This window comes from Streptomyces sp. NPDC038213 (assembly GCF_055600495.1).
Genome location: NZ_JBVJYM010000013.1, coordinates 93,329 through 109,884 on the forward strand (window position 1 = coordinate 93,329; position 16,556 = coordinate 109,884).

Sequence of the window (16,556 nt, forward strand, 5' to 3'; positions counted from 1 at the left end):
GGGCCCGGCGCAGGGCACTAAAATGAGGGTCATGACCGACACCCCGGCGCCCACCGCGCCCCACGACCTCTGGCCCGCCCCCCTCGCGGAGGCGCCGGTACGCGCCACCGTCACCGTCCCGGGCTCCAAGTCGGTCACCAACCGCGCCCTGGTCCTCGCCGCCCTCGCGGCCGAGCCGGGCTGGGTGCGCCGCCCGCTGCGCTCGCGGGACTCCCAGCTGATGTCGGACGCGCTGCGCGCCCTGGGCGTGGGCATCGAGGAGACGGTGTCCTCCAGCTCCGCGGGCGAGGGTGCGACGGGCGAGGCCTGGCGGGTCATCCCGGCGGCCCTGCGCGGCCCGGCGACCGTGGACGTCGGCAATGCGGGCACGGTCATGCGCTTCCTGCCGCCGGTGGCCGCCCTCGCCGACGGCCCGGTCCGCTTCGACGGGGACCCCCGGTCGTACGAGCGCCCCCTCGGCCAGGTCATCTCCGCGCTGCGCGCCCTCGGCGCCCGGATCGACGACGACGGCCGCGGCGCCCTGCCGATGACCGTGCACGGCGGCGGGGCCCTGGACGGCGGGGTGGTCGAGATCGACGCCTCGAACTCCTCGCAGTTCGTCTCCGCGCTGCTGCTGTCGGCCCCGCGGTTCAACCAGGGCGTGGAGGTCCGGCACACCGGCCGCACCCTGCCCTCGATGCCCCACATCCGGATGACGGTGGAGATGCTGCGCGCGGCGGGCGCACAGGTCGACACCCCCGAGTCCGGCGGCGGGCCGAACGTGTGGCGGGTGGCCCCCGGCGCCCTGCGGGGCCGCGACCTGGTCGTGGAGCCGGACCTGTCGAACGCCCAGCCGTTCCTGGCCGCCGCGATGATCACGGGCGGCACGGTCACCGTCCCGGACTGGCCGCACCGCACCACGCAGCCCGGCGACGCGCTGCGGACGATCTTCACCGAGATGGGCGGCTCCTGCGAGCTGACCGACGAGGGCCTGGTCTTCTCCGGCACCGGCAAGATCCACGGCATCGACGTGGACCTGAGCGAGGTCGGCGAGCTGACCCCGGGCATCGCGGCCGTGGCCGCGCTCGCCGATTCGGAGTCGGTGCTGCGCGGGGTCGCGCACCTGCGCCTGCACGAGACCGACCGGCTGGCGGCCCTGACCCGGGAGATCAACGGCCTCGGCGGCGACGTGACCGAGACCGCGGACGGCCTGCGGATCCGCCCCCGCCCCCTGCACGGCGGGGTCTTCCACACCTACGACGACCACCGGATGGCGACCGCGGGTGCAGTGATCGGCCTGGCCGTGGACGGGGTGCGGGTGGAGAACGTGGCCACGACCGCGAAGACCCTCCCCGACTTCCCGCGCATGTGGTCGGACATGCTCGCGGGAGCGGGAGCGTAGTCCGATGCGCCGGTACGGGAAGCACACCGACGAGGACGACATCCGGGCCCGCCCCAACCGCAAGGGCAACCGGCCCCGGACGAGCATCCGGCCCAAGCACGAGGACGCCTCCGAGGGCTTCGTCCTCACCGTCGACCGGGGCAGGCTGACCTGCCTGGTCGAGGACCGCACGGTCACCGCGATGAAGGCCCGCGAGCTGGGCCGCAAGGCGGCGGTGGTCGGCGACCGGGTCTGGATCGTCGGCGACCTGTCCGGGAAGAAGGACACCCTGGCGCGGATCGTGCGCATCGAGGAGCGCAGGTCGGTGCTGCGGCGCACCGCCGACGACGACGACCCGTACGAGCGCGTGGTGGTGGCCAATGCCGACCAGCTCGCGATCGTGACGGCGCTGGCCGACCCGGAGCCGCGGCCCCGGATGATCGACCGCTGCCTGGTGGCCGCGTACGACGCGGGCCTCGAACCGCTGCTGGTACTCACCAAGTCCGACCTGGCCTCGGCGGACAAGCTGCTGGAGACGTACGCGACGCTCGGCGTGGACTACGTGGTCACCAACCGCGAGGAGCTCGCGGCCGGGGAGGCGGCGGACCGGGTGCGCGAGCGCCTGGCCGGCCGGATCACCGCCTTCGTGGGCCACTCGGGCGTCGGCAAGACCACCCTGGTGAACTCCCTGGTCGCGGCCGACCGGCAGCGGGCCACGGGCCACGTCAACGCCGTCACCGGCCGGGGCCGGCACACCACCACCTCGGCGCTGGCGCTGCCGCTGCCCGGGGTGGAGGGCTGGGTCATCGACACCCCCGGCGTGCGCTCGTTCGGCCTGCACCACATCGAGCCCTCCCGGGTCATCCTCGCCTTCCCGGACCTGGAGCCGGGTACGGAGGGCTGTCCGCGGGCGTGCAGCCACGACGAGCCGGACTGCGCACTGGACCAGTGGGTGGCCGACGGGCACGCCGATCCGGCGCGGCTGTACTCGCTGCGGCGGCTGCTGGCGACCCGTGAGCGGCGCGAGGGCGACTGATCCTGGTTTGCCGGGCGGCATGTCTGGTCAATGCATAATCGCACCACGTGGCGCGCTGCCGTGTCACCGGGGAGTCACCGGAAAGCTGTCACCGGACGCGGGAGGCGTGGCCCATGGCATGGCTGCTGGTTGTCGTCGCAGGGCTGCTGGAGACGGGTTTCGCGGTCTGCCTCAAGCTGTCGCACGGGTTCACCCGGCTGTGGCCGACGATCGCCTTCGCCGCCTTCGCCCTGGGCAGCTTCGGACTGCTCACCCTGGCCCTGAAGAAGCTCGACGTGGGGCCGGCGTACGCGGTCTGGACGGGCATCGGCGCCGCGGGCACGGCGATCTACGGGATGATCTTCCTGGGGGACGTGGTGTCCGTGCTGAAGATCGTCTCGATCTCGCTGGTCATCGCCGGGGTGATCGGCCTCCAGCTGTCCGGCTCCGCCCACTGACCGGCCCCCGGCCGTCCGGCCCGTACCGCGGACCGGCCGGTCCGCGGTACGGCAGCCACCGCCCCCGGGCGGCCGGCCGGTCCGGCGGCGCTCATCCCCGTACGGGGTCCGCCAGCGCCAGCAGGGCCCGGATCGGCGCCCCCGCCGCCTCCTCGCCCGGTGCGATCACGTACGACAGGGCCAGCCGCACGGCCAGCTCGCAGCGGCGCGCGGTCTCCTCGCCGCCGTCCAGCGCGGCCGCCGCCCGCTCCCGCACGGCCCGCGCCAGCTCCGCGGGGCCCGGCACCGCGCCCGGCCCGCGCCGCTGGGCGGGCAGCCCGCCGGGCTGCCCCGGCGGTCCGGGCGCCGGCAGGGCACCGTCCCAGGACCCGGTCAGCAGGGCCCGTAAGAGCGGCCGGACCCGCGCGGCGGACACCGTCCACTCGGCCACGGCCGCCAGCCGCTCCCCCGGCCCGGCGGGTGCGCCGAGGGCGCGGTCCACCCCGGCGAGGTACCAGTCGGCCTCGCGCCGCACGAGCGCCCGCGCGAGGCCGTCCTTCCCCCCGAACTCGTTGTAGAGGGTCTGCCGGGACACCCCGGCGGCCGCGGCCACGTCGACCATGCGCACGGCGGGCCAGGGCCTGCCTGCCAGCGCCGTCTGCGCCGCTTCGAGCAAGGAATCCCGCGCTGTCGGCATCATCGCCTCCCTCCCCCGGGGCCGCCCGGGGGAACTGCCATACCGGCCAGCGTTGACGGGCCGCGACACGGTGTCAAGGGCGCCTGCCCGGCGGAGCGCCGGGCCGTGTGGTCGGCCCGGACGGGTGCCGATACTGTTCGGCCATGCCCGAGTATGACGATGATCTGCGCCTCGCCCACGCCCTCGCCGACGCCGCCGACGCGGTCACGACGGCCCGCTTCCGGGCCCTCGACCTGAAGGTGGAGACGAAGCCGGACATGACCCCGGTGAGCGAGGCGGACACGGCCACGGAGGCCGTCGTGCGCCGGCTGATCGAGGAGGCCCGGCCCGCGGACGCCATCCTGGGCGAGGAGTACGGGCTGGTCGGATCGGGCCCGCGGCGCTGGGTCGTGGACCCCATCGACGGGACGAAGAACTACGTGCGCGGGGTGCCGGTCTGGGCCACCCTGATCTCGCTCATGGAGGCGGACGCGGACGGCCGGTTCCGGCCGGTGGTCGGGGTGGTCTCGGCCCCCGCCCTGGGCCGCCGCTGGTGGGCCGCCGAGGGCTCCGGCGCCTTCACGGGCGGCAGCCTGGCCGAGGAGGCCCGCATCGGGGTCTCGAAGGTGGGCTCGCTCTCCGACGCCTCGTTCGCCTACTCCTCGCTGAGCGGCTGGGAGGAGCAGGGCCGGCTGCCGGGCTTCCTGGACCTGACCCGCGCCTGCTGGCGGACCCGCGGGTACGGGGACTTCTGGCCGTACATGATGGTCGCCGAGGGCTCCCTCGACCTGTGCGCGGAGCCGGAGCTGAACCTGTGGGACATGGCGGCCATCGCCGTCGTGGTGCAGGAGGCGGGCGGCCGGTTCACCAGCGTCGACGGCGTGGACGGGGTGGACGGCGGCAACGCGGCCGCCTCGAACGGCCTGCTGCACGACGAGATGCTCGGGTTCCTGCGCGCCCGCGGCTGAGCCCCCGCGCCCCCGCTCGCCGAGCGTGCCCCCTTGATGACGCAGAGGGGTCGTGGGAATCTGAGAATCCTCCGCTTGTGCGCTTGTGAATCCGTTCTCGAAGCCGGTGTCCGCATCCGGCGGCGCGGTACGGGCGATCCGGCGCTCCGCCGAAGCGGGGGTCTCTCCTAGGAGGTGGCTCTCTTCATGCTCGTCCGCGACGCCATGAGCACACTGATCCTGACCCTCGGCCCCGCCCACACCCTCCGGCAGGCCGCCTGCCTGATGTCCGGCCGCAGGGTCGGGGCGGCGGTCGTCCTCGACCCCGACACCAGCGGCATCGGCATCCTGACCGAGCGCGACATCCTCAACTCCCTGGGCGCGGGGCACGACCCCGACCGCGAGACCGTCGCCGCCCACACCACCAACAACGTGGTGTTCTGCACCCCGGACGCCACCCTCCAGGAGGCCGCCGAGGCCATGGTCCACGGCGGCTTCCGGCACCTGATCGTGCTGGAGGGCGGCGGCGCGGTGGGCATCGTGTCCGTCCGCGACGTGATCCGCTGCTGGGTGCCCGCCCGGCGCACGGTGGCCGCGTAGGAGCCCCCGCCGGGGCCGGACGCGGCGGCGGGCCGCACCCCCTCGGGGGTGCGGCCCGCCGTTTCGCTGCGGCAGGCGCCCGTCAGCCGCGCAGGGCCTGGACGGCGGCGTCGAGCCGCTTGCCGAAGTCCTCGTCCGCCGCCCGGAAGTTGCCGACGGCGCGCTCGACGATGTCCTCGCGGGACACCTTGGCGAGGAACCCGGCCAGGTTCGCCACCAGGCGGCCCTGCTCGTCCTCGGACATCAGCCGGTACAGGTTGCCCGCCTGCACGAAGTCGTCGTCCTCCGCGTGCACCGGGGCGGCGTGGTTGCCGGTGGCGCCGGCCAGCGGGACCGGCTCCCACAGCGGGCGGCCGGTCTGCTGCGGACCGCCGAAGGAGTTCGGCTCGTAGTTCTTCGCGCCCTTGTGGCGGCCGTCGTACAGGAACCCGTCGCGGGAGTGGGTGCGCGCCTCGGTGGCGTGCGGGCGGTTCACCGGCAGGTGGTCGGCGTTGATGCCGACGCGGTAGCGGTGCGCGTCGCCGTACGCGAAGAGGCGGCCCTGGAGCATCTTGTCCGGGGACGGGCCGATGCCGGGCACGAAGTGCGCCGGGCTGAAGACCGACTGCTCGACCTCGGCGAAGATGTTCTCCGGGTTCCGGTTGAGCTCCAGGCGGCCGATCTCGACCGGCGGGTAGTCCTCGTGCGGCCACACCTTGGTGAGGTCGAACGGGTTGAAGCGGTACTCCGCCGCGTCGGCCGCCGGCATGATCTGCACCTGCACGGTCCAGCTCGGGAACTCCCCGCGCTCGATGGACTCGCGCAGGTCGCGCTGGTGGCTGTCCGGGTCGGCGCCGGCCAGCGCGTCGGCCTCGGCCTGCGTGAGGTTCGCGATGCCCTGGTCGGTCTTGAAGTGGTACTTGACCCAGAAGACCTCGCCGGCCTCGTTGTTCCACTGGAAGGTGTGCGAGCCGTAGCCGTTCATGTGGCGGTACGAGGCGGGGATGCCGCGGTCGCCGAAGAGCCAGGTCACCTGGTGCGTGGACTCGGGCGACAGGCTCCAGAAGTCCCAGACGTTGTCCGCCTCGGTGGAGCCGGTGTACGGGTCGCGCTTCTGGGTGTGGATGAAGTCCGGGAACTTGATCGCGTCCCTGATGAAGAACACGGGGGTGTTGTTGCCGACGAGGTCGTAGTTGCCCTCCTCGGTGTAGAACTTCAGCGCCCAGCCGCGGGGGTCGCGCACGGCGTCGGCCGCGCCCAGGTTGCCCGCCACGGTGGAGAACCGCAGGAAGGTCTCGGTCTGCTTGCCGACCTCGGAGAGGAACGCGGCGCGGGTGTACGCGGTGACGTCGGCGGTGACGGTGAAGGTGCCGTACGCGCCGGCGCCGCGGGCGTGCACCACGCGCTCCGGGATCCGCTCGCGGTTGAAGTGGGCGAGCTTCTCCAGCAGGAGCTGGTCCTGGACCAGCACGGGGCCGCCGACTCCGGCCGTCTCGCTGTTCTGGTTGTCGGCGACCGGGGCTCCGGCCTCGGTGGTGAGCGGTCCCTGCGTCACGTGCGCCTCCTGGGTCATCTCGGGCACGTCCTGTCCCTCGGCTGTTTCCGGATCCGACCCTACAATAGACATTGTCTAAGTCAAGTAAGCATCCAATCCCATGGTCCATCCAAGTCCACACCCGTTCGGGATCTACACCGGATCCCCTCACTGTTAGGCTGGCGTCCATGAGTGACCTGCTGGATCGACTTCGCGGACGCGGCTGGCGCATGACCGCACAGCGGCGCGTCGTGGCCGAGGTGCTCGACGGCGACCACGTGCACCTGACGGCCGACGAGGTCCACGCGCGCGCCGTGGCGAAACTGCCCGAGATCTCGCGGGCGACGGTCTACAACACCCTGGGCGAGCTGGTGACCCTCGGCGAGGTCCTGGAGGTCTCCACGGACCGCCGCGCCAAGCGGTACGACCCCAACGCCCACCGCCCCCACCAGCACCTGGTGTGCGCGCAGTGCGGGGCGATCCGGGACGTGCACCCGGCCGGAGACCCGCTGGTGGACCTGCCCGACTCGGAGCGCTTCGGCTTCACCGTGTCGGCCGTCGAGGTCACGTACCGCGGCATCTGCCCGAACTGCGCGAAGGCCTGAACGGCACGGACGGGACGTGACGGAGCCCCCCGGTCCGCCGGGGGGCTCCTCCGTACCCGGCTCCCGTACTGGCCTTCCGGCCTTCCGGATACGACGAAGGCCCGGATCCAGTTCCCTGGATCCGGGCCTCGCCTTCAGTAGCGGGGACAGGATTTGAACCTGCGACCTCTGGGTTATGAGCCCAGCGAGCTACCGAGCTGCTCCACCCCGCGTCGGTGAACCTCACGTTACGCGAAGCCCCCGACCAGCGCAAATCGGTGGTGCGCCGGCCGGCGCGGCCCTGGTGCCGGGCCGCGCCCTCAGGCCGTGAGTTCCTCGTCCAGGGCCTCGCGCAGCCGCGCCGCCCGCCCGGCCACCTCGGCCGGTCCCAGCTCCACGGCCCGCGCGCACCACTTGCGGGCCTCGTTCAGGTCCCCGTGCCGGGCGGCGAGCAGCCCGAGGCGCAGGGCCGCGCGGCCGTGCCCGGCCACCGCGGCGCGGGTCCACCACAGGGCGGCCTCCGGCTCGGCGCCCTCGCGGGCCAGCAGCAGGCCGAGGTTGAAGGCGCCGTTGCGGCTGCCCGCCTGGGCCGCCTCCCGGTACCAGCGGGCGGCGGCGCCCAGCTCGCCCCGGCCTGCGGCGAGCATCCCGACGCGGACCTGGGCCCGGCGGTGGCCCTGCTCGGCGGCGCGCTCGTACCACTCCTCGCTCTCGGTCTTCGCGGCCGCGGGCTCGCCCAGGGCCGGGGCCTCGGGCGGCGGGGACAGCGATTCCAGCAGGGCGGCCAGCCGGAAGGCGGCCTCGGCGCTGCCGCCGCCCGCGGCGCACCGCAGGTGCCGCTCCGCGGCGCGCTCCTCGCCGTCGCGGACCAGGGCGATGCCGACCTGGAGGGCGGCGTCGGTGTGTCCGGCGGAGGCGGCGCGCTCGTACCACTTGAGGGCGGTGCGGTCGTCGTCGCGGCCGGCGAAGAGGATGCCCAGGTTGAAGGCGGCGTCCACGCTGCCCGCTTCGGCGGCCTTGGAGAACCAGGGCTCGGCCCCCGTCGGGTCCCCCGCCTGGAGGAGGAGGATCGCGAGGGCGTTGGCGGCCTCGCGGTGCCCGGCGTAGGCGGCGCGCCGGTACCACTGCTCGGCCTGCGGGATCCGGTCCTGCGCGGCGCACAGCAGGCCGAGGTTGTAGGCGCCGTTGTGGTCCCCGGCGTCCATGGCGGCGCGGTACCACTTCTCGGCGGTCTGGGTCTCGCCGCGGGCGGCGTGCAGGGCGCCGAGGGCGTTGGCGGCGTTGCCGTTGCCGTCCTCGGCGGCGCGCAGCCACCAGGAGGCGGCCCCGTCCTCGTCGCCCCGGTCGCGCAGCAGGAAGCCGAGGGCGCAGGCGGCGCGGGCCTCGCCCTGCTTGGCGGAGGTCAGGTACCAGCGGCCGGCCTCGTCGAGCTCGCCGCGGGCCTCCAGGAGGGTGCCCAGGTGCAGGGCGGCGCGGCGGTGCCCGCGGGCGGCGGCCTGCCGGTACCACTGCTCGGCCTCGGCGGGGCGGCCGCCGCGCAGCAGCCGGGCGAGGCGGTACGCGGCCTCGCGGTGGCCCTGCTCGGCGGCGGCGCGCAGCCAGCGCTCGGTGCCGGCCGGGTCGTCGCCGCGGTGCTCCAGGAGGTCGGCGAGGGCGTAGGCGCCCAGCATGTGGCCGGATTCGGCGGACTGGCGCAGCCAGTACTCGGCGGCGGGCTCGTCGCCGCGCTCGCGGTAGTGCCGGCCCAGGGCGTGGCCCGCGGCGGCGGAGCCGGCGACGGCGGCGATCCGCCACCAGCCCGCGGCTTCCTCGGGGTAGCCGCGCTGGTGGAGGAGGACGCCGAGGTTGTTGGCGGCGGCCCGGTCGCCGGTGGCGGTGGCGCCGCGCAGGTACGGCTCGGCGGCGTCCAGGTCCCCGCGGCGCAGCAGGGAGGCGCCGAGCACGCTCATGGAGGCGGTGTCGCCCGCGTCGGCGGCCGCACGGTGCCGGGCCTCCAGCTCGACGTCGGCCACCGCTTCGGTCAGCGCGGTGTCAACGGCCTCGGCGAGCAGTGCCTCGGCACCCGTGGTCGTGTTCTCGTCGGATTCCGCCCGCACAAACCGCCCTGTCTCCAGCAGAGTTGACCTGTCCCCCATAAATCCCATCGTCGCATCACCTGCAACCCGCGTACACCTGGTATGTCGCAGCCAGTGAGGTCACTACAGCGTTTTGTCGACATGCCCACAGAGAGACAAGTCAAACACGCTCCCGGGTCAAAGCCCCCTCCCGGGTGACGCTGGGGAAAACCGGCATATGACGAAGGCCCGGATCCAGTGGATCCGGGCCTCGTCTTCAGTAGCGGGGACAGGATTTGAACCTGCGACCTCTGGGTTATGAGCCCAGCGAGCTACCGAGCTGCTCCACCCCGCGTCGGTGAAACCACCGTACCACGCTGCGGGGTGAAGCCTTCAATCGTTAAGATCCGCCTCCGGCCGAGGGGGTCGCCTTCGGTGTCGGCGTGGACTGCGGCGCGGGCTTGGCCGGGGGCGTCGCGCCCGCGCCCGGCTTGGGCTGTGCGGCCTTCGCCTCGGCGTCCTGGGCCCGCTGGAGCGCGGCCTCCAGGGCGTCCTGGGCCCGGCCGTAGGCGGCCCAGTCCCCGGCCTTCATGGCCTTGTCGGCCTCCGCGAGGGCCTTCGCCGCATCGGCGAGGGCCTGCTTGACCGTCGGGTCGCCCGGGGTCGTGACGGGCGGCTGGGTGCCGTCGCCCGGCGGGGTCGTGCTCGGCGCCTCGGCCCCGAAGACCACGTTGAGCGCCTTCTCCAGGGTGTCCTCGAAGGCGGTGTTGCCCCCGTAGGTCACCAGGACCTTGCGCAGCAGCGGGTACTTCAGGCCGCCGCCGCGGACGTACACGGGCTCCACGTACAGCATTCCGCCGTCGAGGGGCACCGAGAGCAGGTTGCCGTACTCGACCTCGGAGTCGCCGCCGCGCAGCAGCCTGATCGACTCGGCGATCTTCTGCTCCGAGTTGAACTGGCTCTGTACCTGCTTGGGCCCGTCGACCGTCCTGCTGGTCGGCAGCTTCAGGATCCTGATCTTGCCGTAGTCGCTCGTGGCGGGGTCGGCGTTGACCGCCATGAAGGCGCTCAGGTTGTCGCGGCCGTTCGGCGTGAACGTCGTCGTCAGCGAGAAGACCTGGCCCGGCTGGGGCTGGCCCGGCATCTTCATGGACAGGTAGTACGGCGGGACGGCGTTGTCGGCCTTGGTGGTCGGGTCGTTGGGGACCGCCCAGACCTCCGAGCCGCTGAGGAAGGTCTGCGGGTCGGTGACGTGGTAGCGGGTCAGCAGCTCGCGCTGGACCTTGAAGAGGTCCTGCGGGTAGCGCATGTGCTCCATGAGCGGCTTGGAGATCTCGCTCTTGGCCTTGACCGTGCCGGGGAAGGCCTTCATCCAGGTCTTGAGGACCGGGTCCTTGGTGTCCCACTGGTACAGCCGGACCGTGCCGTCGTACGCGTCGACGGTGGCCTTGACGGAGTTGCGGATGTAGTTGACCCGGTTCTCCTGGGCGACGACCGCGCGCTGCTGGTTGGTCAGCGAGTCGGCCGTGGTGTCGCCGAGCGTGGTGCGCGAGGCGTACGGGTAGCCGTTGGTCGTCGTGTAGGCGTCGACGATCCACTGCACGCGGCCCTCGATGACGGCCGGGTAGGCGGCGCCGTCGATGGTCAGCCAGGGGGCGACGGACTCGACGCGCTCCTTCGGCGTGCGGTTGTACAGGATGCGCGAGCCCTCGCCGATGGCCCCGGAGTAGAGGATCTGCGGCTCGCTGAACGCCAGGGCGTACGCGGCGCGGTTGACCGGGTTGTCGAGGCTGACGCCGCTCTTGCCCCGGTAGCTCGTCTCCTTCTCGCCGCTGTCGTCGGAGTAGTCGAGCTCCTTCTGCGGGCCGCCGACGATCGAGTACTGCTTCGTCATCTCGCCGTAGTAGATGCGCTGCTCGAAGTCGGTGCCGAACTCGCCCTTGGAGGGCAGGTCGGACTGGGTGAAGACGGGGCGGCCCTCGCGGTCCGCCTCGGTGCCCTTGGCCGCGACCACGCCGTAACCGTGCGTGTACTTGAAGTGGTCGTTGATCCAGTTGTTCTTCGGGATGCCGGCCAGGTTCAGCTCGCGCAGGCCGATGACCGTGTCCTGGCCCTTGTACCGGTCCACGGCCAGCGTGGACGGGAAGCCGTAGTAGCCCTTGATCTGCTGGAGCTGCTGGAAGGTCGGGGAGACGATGTTCGGGTCGAGGAGGCGGATGCTCGCCGTGGTGTCGGCGTCCTTGCGGAGCTTCGTCTTGTCCTCGGTCGTGCTGACGCCGGGGTACTCCTTGACCTCGGAGTCCACGATCCCGTAGGCCTCGCGGGTCGCCTTGATGTTCTTCTCGACGTACGCCGCTTCCTTGGCCTGCTCGTTCGGCTGGACCTGGAACTTCTGGACGATGGCCGGGTACAGGCCGCCGATCAGGATCGCCGAGAGCACCATCAGGCCGAAGCCGATCACCGGGAGCTGCCAGGTGCGCCGCCACAGGGTGGCGAAGAACAGCACGGCGCAGATCGCGGCGATGCAGAAGAGGATGGTCTTGGCGGGCAGGTAGGCGTTGGCGTCGACGTACCGCAGGCCGGTCCAGTTGTCGGCGGCCTTGAAGTCGCTGGACTTGACGGCCAGGCCGTACCGGTCGAGCCAGTACGCGACGGCCTTGAGCGCGACGAAGAGGCCGAGCAGCACCGACAGGTGCCCGGTGGCGGCGGAGGTCGCGCGGGCGCCCGGGCTCGTGATCCGCAGTCCGCCGTACAGGTAGTGCACGACGGCGGCGGCGATCAGCGACAGGACGACGGCGGCGAAGCCGAAGCCGAGCAGGAAGCGGTACCAGGGCAGCTCGAAGGCGTAGAAGGACACGTCCAGCTGGAACTGGGGGTCCTTCGTGCCGAACGGCACGCCGTTCACGTACATCAGCCAGGTGCGCCACTGGCCGGCGGCCGAGGCTCCGGCGATCAGGCCGACCAGCGCCGCGATCGCGATGAGCAGCCACTTCTTGAAGGGGGCGATGCCCATCCGGTAGCGGTCGAGGCTCTGCTGCTCCAGCGACATCGCGCTGAGCGGCGGCCGCAGCCGGTGGGCCAGCCAGATGTTGAACCCGACGGCCCCGGCCATGAGCAGTCCGAAGACCGCGAACAGCCCGACCTTGGTCCACAGGGTGGTGGTGAAGACGGACGAATACTGTACGGACCGGTACCAGAGCCAGTCGGTCCAGAATCCCGCGAACATGATGAACGCCATGGCCAGTACGGCCAGGACGCCCAGGGTCATGAGCAGGGTCCGGGCACGCCGGGACGGGCGGCCGACTCTGATCCGTGGCCCGGAGGGGCCTCCGCCGCGGTCCGGCATCTGGAAAGCCAAGGTGCGCACCTCGAAAGTCGCAGTGTCTTTGTTGAGCGGGCCCCCGATCGTAGAGCCCACTCCTGCAACTTACTGAGGCTTTAGTCAGTTCCCGGTATCGCACCGAAAGGAGGCAGGATGTTGTCCATGTCCAACGTTTCCCCCTCCGGTACGCCGATGGCCGCGAGCCCGCTCACCCGTGCCGTCCTCGAAATCGACGATTACGCCTCCGGTCTCGGCTGGGACCAGCCGGCCCGGGTCTTCGCTCTCGTCGACACCGAGCGGCTGCGGGCCCAGGCCCAGGGCCCGCGGCTCTCCCGCAAGCTCGCCCCCGCCGATCCGCTGTCCGGCGCCCCGGCGGCCTCCCTGACCCCCGTGGAGCTCCAGGAGGTGCCCGCCGGGGCCGAGCTCGACAAGTTCCTCGGCACGATCGTGTGGCCCGAGATGGCCGCGGGCTGCGCCGTGACCGTCGAGCGGCTGATGCTGCCGCCGTCGGCGGAGGCGTCCGTGCCCAACGACGTCAGCGAGAAGGAGCTGGCGCAGTGGGTGGCGACGCACCCGGACCGCGAGGAGGTGCGGCTGACGGTGGCCGTGCTGCGCGACGGCGCCCGCGAGTCGGCCGTACGGCTGCGCGGCAAGGACTCGGCGGGCGAGGTGCTGACCGGGGCGGACCTGGTGCCCGGGCTGGCCGACGCGCTGGCGGCGACCTTCGACGCGTAGCCCGCGCGGCCTGCTGAGGCCTGCTGCGGGGGCCGGCGGGGGCGTCAGGCCGCCTTGCACTGCGGCAGGCCGGCCGCGTCCCCCTTCGCGATCTTCTCCAGGGAGTCCACGGCGTCGGCGATGGTGTCCACCTTCACCAGGGTCAGGCCGTCGGGCACGTCCTTGGCCGCGGACCCGCAGTTGTCCGCCGGGGTGAGGAAGTAGCGGGCGCCCGCGTTGCGCGCCCCGATGGTCTTCATCTGGATGCCGCCGATCGGGCCCACCCTGCCCTGCTCGTCGATGGTGCCGGTACCCGCGACGAACTTCCCGCCGGTCAGGTCGCCGGGCGTGAGCTTGTCGACGATGCCGAGCGCGAACATCAGGCCGGCGCTGGGGCCGCCGACGTCGGCGAGCTTGATGTCGATGGTGAACGGGAAGGTGTGGTCGGTGCTGGCCCGGATGCCGACGATGGCGTGCCCGTCCTCGCCGGCCGCCTTCGTCGTGACGGTGACCTTCTCGGTGGTGGTGGGCGCGCGGTGGGCCTTCTCGGCAGCCGCGGCCTCCTTGGCCGGGACGATCGTGAAGACGACCTTCTCACCGGGCTTGTGCTTCGTGACGAGCTCGGCCACGTCCTCGGGGGCCTTGACCGCGACCCCGTCCACGGCCCTGATCACGTCGCCCGCGTGGAGCCTGCCCTCGGAGGGGCTGTCCTTGACGACCGAGCCGACGACGACGCGGGTGGCGACCGGGATGCCCAGTTCGCGCAGTGCGGCGACCTTGGCGGTCTCCTGGGACTGGGAGAACTCCTCGGCGTTCTCCTGCGTGGACTGCTCCTCCGTCTTGCCGTCCGGATAGAGGTTCTCGTGCGGCACGACGGTGTTGTCGTGGGCGAGCCAGCCGAAGACGGCTTCGAGGAGGTTCATGTTGTAGTCGGCGCCCGTGACGCGGACCGTGGTCATGTTCAGGTGCCCGCCCGCCGGGTACGTCTTGCGCCCGGTGATCTGCAGGACCGCCTCGCCGTCGGCCTCGCCGAGCGTGTTCACCGTGGGCCCGGGGCTCATCTCGGAGTACGGGACCTTGATCATGACCCCGGCGATGAGCAAGCCGAAGAGCATCAGGACGGAGGCGAGCATCGTCGCGGTGCGGCGTGGCATGGAACGACAGTACGGGAAGCTTCAGAGGGCGTCGGACCCGGAGTGTTCCCGGCCCATGGCTTCCCGGAACCTCGCGTATCCGGCCAGTTCCGATATGTCGCCGGAGGTGCGGTCGCGGGCGGCCCAGCCGGCCCATATCGCGGCTCCGACAGCGGCGAACAGCGGAATCAACAGCCACGCGAGAGATGCCACGGGCCTGCCTCCCTACCCCGGGTACGACCGCAGAACGACCACTGCGGAGCGATGTTGCTCCTAACGCTCGTGCCCGGAGCGGGGTTACGCAAATCGGGTTGCCTCGGCCGGGTGGCCGGGGGCTCAGCAGGCGCCGACCCACTCCTCCGTACCGTCGGAGAACCGCTGGTGCTTCCAGATCGGCACCTCGTGCTTGAGGTCGTCGATCAGCATCCGGGAGGCCTCGAAGGCCTCGCCGCGGTGCGGGCAGGAGACCGCCACGATGACGGCGATGTCGCCGACCGCCAGGTCGCCCACACGGTGGACGGCGGCCAGGGCGCGGACGGGGTACTTCGCGGCCACCCGCTCGGCCACGCGGCGCATCTCCGCCTCGGCCGTCGGGTGGCAGGAGTAGCCGAGGGAGTCCACGTCGGCGCCGCCGTCGTGGTTGCGGACCGTGCCCACGAAGAGGGTGGTGCCGCCCGTCTCGTCGTCGCCGACGGCCCGGAAGACCTCGTCGAGCGAGAGCGGGGCCTCCCGGATCTCCAGCAGCCGGATGGGGTCCGCTGCCGCCTGCTCGCCGGGGTGGTCGAAGGTCGCTGCTTCCATGCCGTCCATCGTGCCCTACGGCCCTGACGACGGGGAATAGCCGATTCGACCGGCGGTGGCCGGTCGCGGTATGGAGCCTTCTACAGGACCCTCAGGCCGGACCGCGCCCCGGGCGCGCCGCCGGACCGTCCGGCGGGCGCGCGCGGCGCGTGCCGCGGCGGGGCCGGGCGGGCCGGTGCGGGGTCCCCGCCGGTCAGATCCCGCGGCGCCGGCGGGCCCGGCGCACCACGGCCGCCGCGCCGAGCAGGGCCACGGTCGCACCGGCGGCGCCCGCGGCGGTGGCGTCCTTGCGGCCGAGCCGGCGGCCGGCGACGGTGTGCCGTCCGGACACCTCCTGGAGCAGTTCCGCGAGGACCTCCTCGTTGGTCCACCGGGGGCGCCAGCCCGCCGCGTGCAGCCGGCTGACGCTGACCACCCACGGGTGCATCGTGAAGGCGAGGTCCCCGGCCGGGGAGGGGGTCAGGCCGATGCGGTGCAGCCGGGCGGCGGCGCCCAGGGCCACCGCGGAGGGCAGCTCCATCCGGCGGATCCCGCTGAGCTCCTCGACCTCCTCCTGCTCCAGCCAGCCCTCGCAGCCCACGGCCAGCTCGCCCTCGACCTTCTCCAGCGCCGCGTACTCCAGGGCGCTGACCAGGTCCTCCACGTGGCAGAACTGCCAGGTGGGCCGGGAGCCGGCCACGACCAGCAGCCGCGGGGACTCGAAGTAGCGGGTCAGGGCGGTGTCCGTACCGCCGACCAGCACGGCGGGGCGGACGACGGTCACGTTCAGGCCCGGGTGCGCGCGGGGGGCGCGGCGGCCGAGGCGCTCGATCTCCAGCAGGTCGCCGACGCCGGTGGCCTCGGCGGTGGCCCGCAGCTCGGCGTCCTCCGAGAGGGGGATGTCGTTGTCGGGGAGCGCGCCGTAGACCATCGCGGAGGTGCAGAGCACGACGCGGCGCACCCCGGCGGCGGCCGCGGCGGTGAGCACGGTCTGCGTGCCGCGCACGTTGTACGCCGTACGGGCCGCGGGGTCGGACTCCAGGTCGAGGTCGAGGGCCAGGTGGACGACCACGTCGGCGCCGCGGAGCTTCTCGGCGATGGCGGGGTCGCGGACGTCGAGGACGTGCCACTGGGCCGCTGCGCACTCCCCGCGCCGCTCGTCGATGGCGACGACCTGTCTGACCTCGTCGGACTCGGCCAGACGCTGGACGAGGGCGGCTCCGACACCCGAGGCGGCACCGGTCACGGCGATCACGGGGCCGCGCACTCCGCCGTTTCGCCCAGCGCGAATTTCGGGGTCGTGCACTGCTCGAACCTGAGGATCAGGGGAACTCACCGGGCGTCTCCAGCGGTTGTCTTCAGTAGGTGCACGTCCTGACGCGTACCTACCAGGTGTTGTCCATCCTGCCGCAGCCCAGCAG

At 72.7% G+C, this 16,556-nt stretch carries 15 protein-coding genes and 2 tRNA genes; 7 read left to right on the forward strand and 10 right to left on the reverse strand.

Annotated features, from left to right (window positions below; all coding sequences use genetic code 11):
* The first annotated feature begins 31 nt into the window (after window positions 1-31).
* From aroA to ACZ7JZ_RS19785, 3 genes are all read left to right on the forward strand, one after another.
* Window positions 32-1,381 carry a 3-phosphoshikimate 1-carboxyvinyltransferase gene (gene aroA / locus ACZ7JZ_RS19775; RefSeq protein ID WP_470940846.1) on the forward strand — a complete coding sequence of 450 codons (1,350 nt, stop codon included), beginning with the start codon at window positions 32-34 and terminating at the stop codon, window positions 1,379-1,381.
* A gap of 4 nt (window positions 1,382-1,385) precedes the next feature.
* The gene (gene rsgA, locus ACZ7JZ_RS19780) at window positions 1,386-2,396 is read left to right on the forward strand and encodes a ribosome small subunit-dependent GTPase A (RefSeq protein WP_470940848.1); all 1,011 of its coding nucleotides are present in this window, start codon (window positions 1,386-1,388) and stop codon (window positions 2,394-2,396) included.
* A 113-nt stretch (window positions 2,397-2,509) separates the two neighbouring features.
* A complete protein-coding gene (locus ACZ7JZ_RS19785; protein ID WP_470940850.1) occupies window positions 2,510-2,833 on the forward strand; it encodes a DMT family transporter in 324 nt (107 codons plus the stop codon).
* 91 nt (window positions 2,834-2,924) lie between these two features.
* On the opposite strand, the gene ACZ7JZ_RS19790 is transcribed toward ACZ7JZ_RS19785, so the two are convergent.
* Window positions 2,925-3,509, reverse strand: a complete 585-nt coding sequence (locus ACZ7JZ_RS19790) for a TetR/AcrR family transcriptional regulator (protein ID WP_470940975.1) — start codon at window positions 3,507-3,509, stop codon at window positions 2,925-2,927.
* Between the two features lie 143 nt (window positions 3,510-3,652).
* Here ACZ7JZ_RS19790 and hisN point away from each other — a divergent pair, with 143 nt between their 5' ends.
* Complete coding sequence (gene hisN / locus ACZ7JZ_RS19795; protein WP_470940852.1) at window positions 3,653-4,456, forward strand: histidinol-phosphatase; 804 nt, start codon at window positions 3,653-3,655, stop codon at window positions 4,454-4,456.
* Between the two features lie 186 nt (window positions 4,457-4,642).
* Entirely contained in the window at window positions 4,643-5,035 is a 393-nt protein-coding gene (locus tag ACZ7JZ_RS19800) for a CBS domain-containing protein (protein ID WP_470940977.1), read from the forward strand.
* An 82-nt stretch (window positions 5,036-5,117) separates the two neighbouring features.
* Here the strand turns inward: ACZ7JZ_RS19800 and ACZ7JZ_RS19805 are convergent, their stop codons facing one another.
* Window positions 5,118-6,587: a catalase gene (locus tag ACZ7JZ_RS19805; protein ID WP_470940979.1), complete on the reverse strand. Its 1,470-nt coding sequence runs from the start codon at window positions 6,585-6,587 to the stop codon at window positions 5,118-5,120.
* Window positions 6,588-6,736: 149 nt separating this feature from the next.
* Between ACZ7JZ_RS19805 and ACZ7JZ_RS19810 the strand changes: the two genes are divergently transcribed.
* On the forward strand, window positions 6,737-7,153 hold the full coding sequence (locus ACZ7JZ_RS19810) for a Fur family transcriptional regulator (protein ID WP_470940854.1): 417 nt from the start codon (window positions 6,737-6,739) through the stop codon (window positions 7,151-7,153).
* Window positions 7,154-7,291: 138 nt separating this feature from the next.
* Here the strand turns inward: ACZ7JZ_RS19810 and ACZ7JZ_RS19815 are convergent.
* The 4 genes from ACZ7JZ_RS19815 to ACZ7JZ_RS19830 form a co-directional block, all read right to left on the reverse strand.
* Window positions 7,292-7,365 (reverse strand) — tRNA-Met (locus tag ACZ7JZ_RS19815).
* Window positions 7,366-7,452: 87 nt separating this feature from the next.
* On the reverse strand, window positions 7,453-9,276 hold the full coding sequence (locus tag ACZ7JZ_RS19820; RefSeq protein WP_470940856.1) for a tetratricopeptide repeat protein: 1,824 nt from the start codon (window positions 9,274-9,276) through the stop codon (window positions 7,453-7,455).
* Window positions 9,277-9,467: 191 nt separating this feature from the next.
* Window positions 9,468-9,541: transfer RNA gene (locus ACZ7JZ_RS19825), tRNA-Met, on the reverse strand.
* A 45-nt stretch (window positions 9,542-9,586) separates the two neighbouring features.
* Window positions 9,587-12,532 (reverse strand): UPF0182 family membrane protein, encoded by a 2,946-nt coding sequence (locus tag ACZ7JZ_RS19830; protein WP_470940981.1) that lies wholly within the window; start codon window positions 12,530-12,532, stop codon window positions 9,587-9,589.
* Between the two features lie 129 nt (window positions 12,533-12,661).
* Here ACZ7JZ_RS19830 and ACZ7JZ_RS19835 point away from each other — a divergent pair, with 129 nt between their 5' ends.
* On the forward strand, window positions 12,662-13,243 hold the full coding sequence (locus tag ACZ7JZ_RS19835) for a PPA1309 family protein (protein WP_470940858.1): 582 nt from the start codon (window positions 12,662-12,664) through the stop codon (window positions 13,241-13,243).
* Between the two features lie 44 nt (window positions 13,244-13,287).
* On the opposite strand, the gene ACZ7JZ_RS19840 is transcribed toward ACZ7JZ_RS19835, so the two are convergent.
* From ACZ7JZ_RS19840 to ACZ7JZ_RS19855, 4 genes are all read right to left on the reverse strand, one after another.
* Window positions 13,288-14,376, reverse strand: coding sequence for a YlbL family protein (locus tag ACZ7JZ_RS19840; protein WP_470940859.1), 1,089 nt, complete (start codon window positions 14,374-14,376; stop codon window positions 13,288-13,290).
* Between the two features lie 21 nt (window positions 14,377-14,397).
* Window positions 14,398-14,568: a hypothetical protein gene (locus ACZ7JZ_RS19845; RefSeq protein WP_470940860.1), complete on the reverse strand. Its 171-nt coding sequence runs from the start codon at window positions 14,566-14,568 to the stop codon at window positions 14,398-14,400.
* A gap of 123 nt (window positions 14,569-14,691) precedes the next feature.
* Window positions 14,692-15,156 carry a molybdenum cofactor biosynthesis protein MoaE gene (locus tag ACZ7JZ_RS19850; protein WP_470940862.1) on the reverse strand — a complete coding sequence of 155 codons (465 nt, stop codon included), beginning with the start codon at window positions 15,154-15,156 and terminating at the stop codon, window positions 14,692-14,694.
* 193 nt (window positions 15,157-15,349) lie between these two features.
* Entirely contained in the window at window positions 15,350-16,471 is a 1,122-nt protein-coding gene (locus tag ACZ7JZ_RS19855) for an SDR family oxidoreductase (protein WP_470940864.1), read from the reverse strand.
* Window positions 16,472-16,556: the final 85 nt, after the last annotated feature.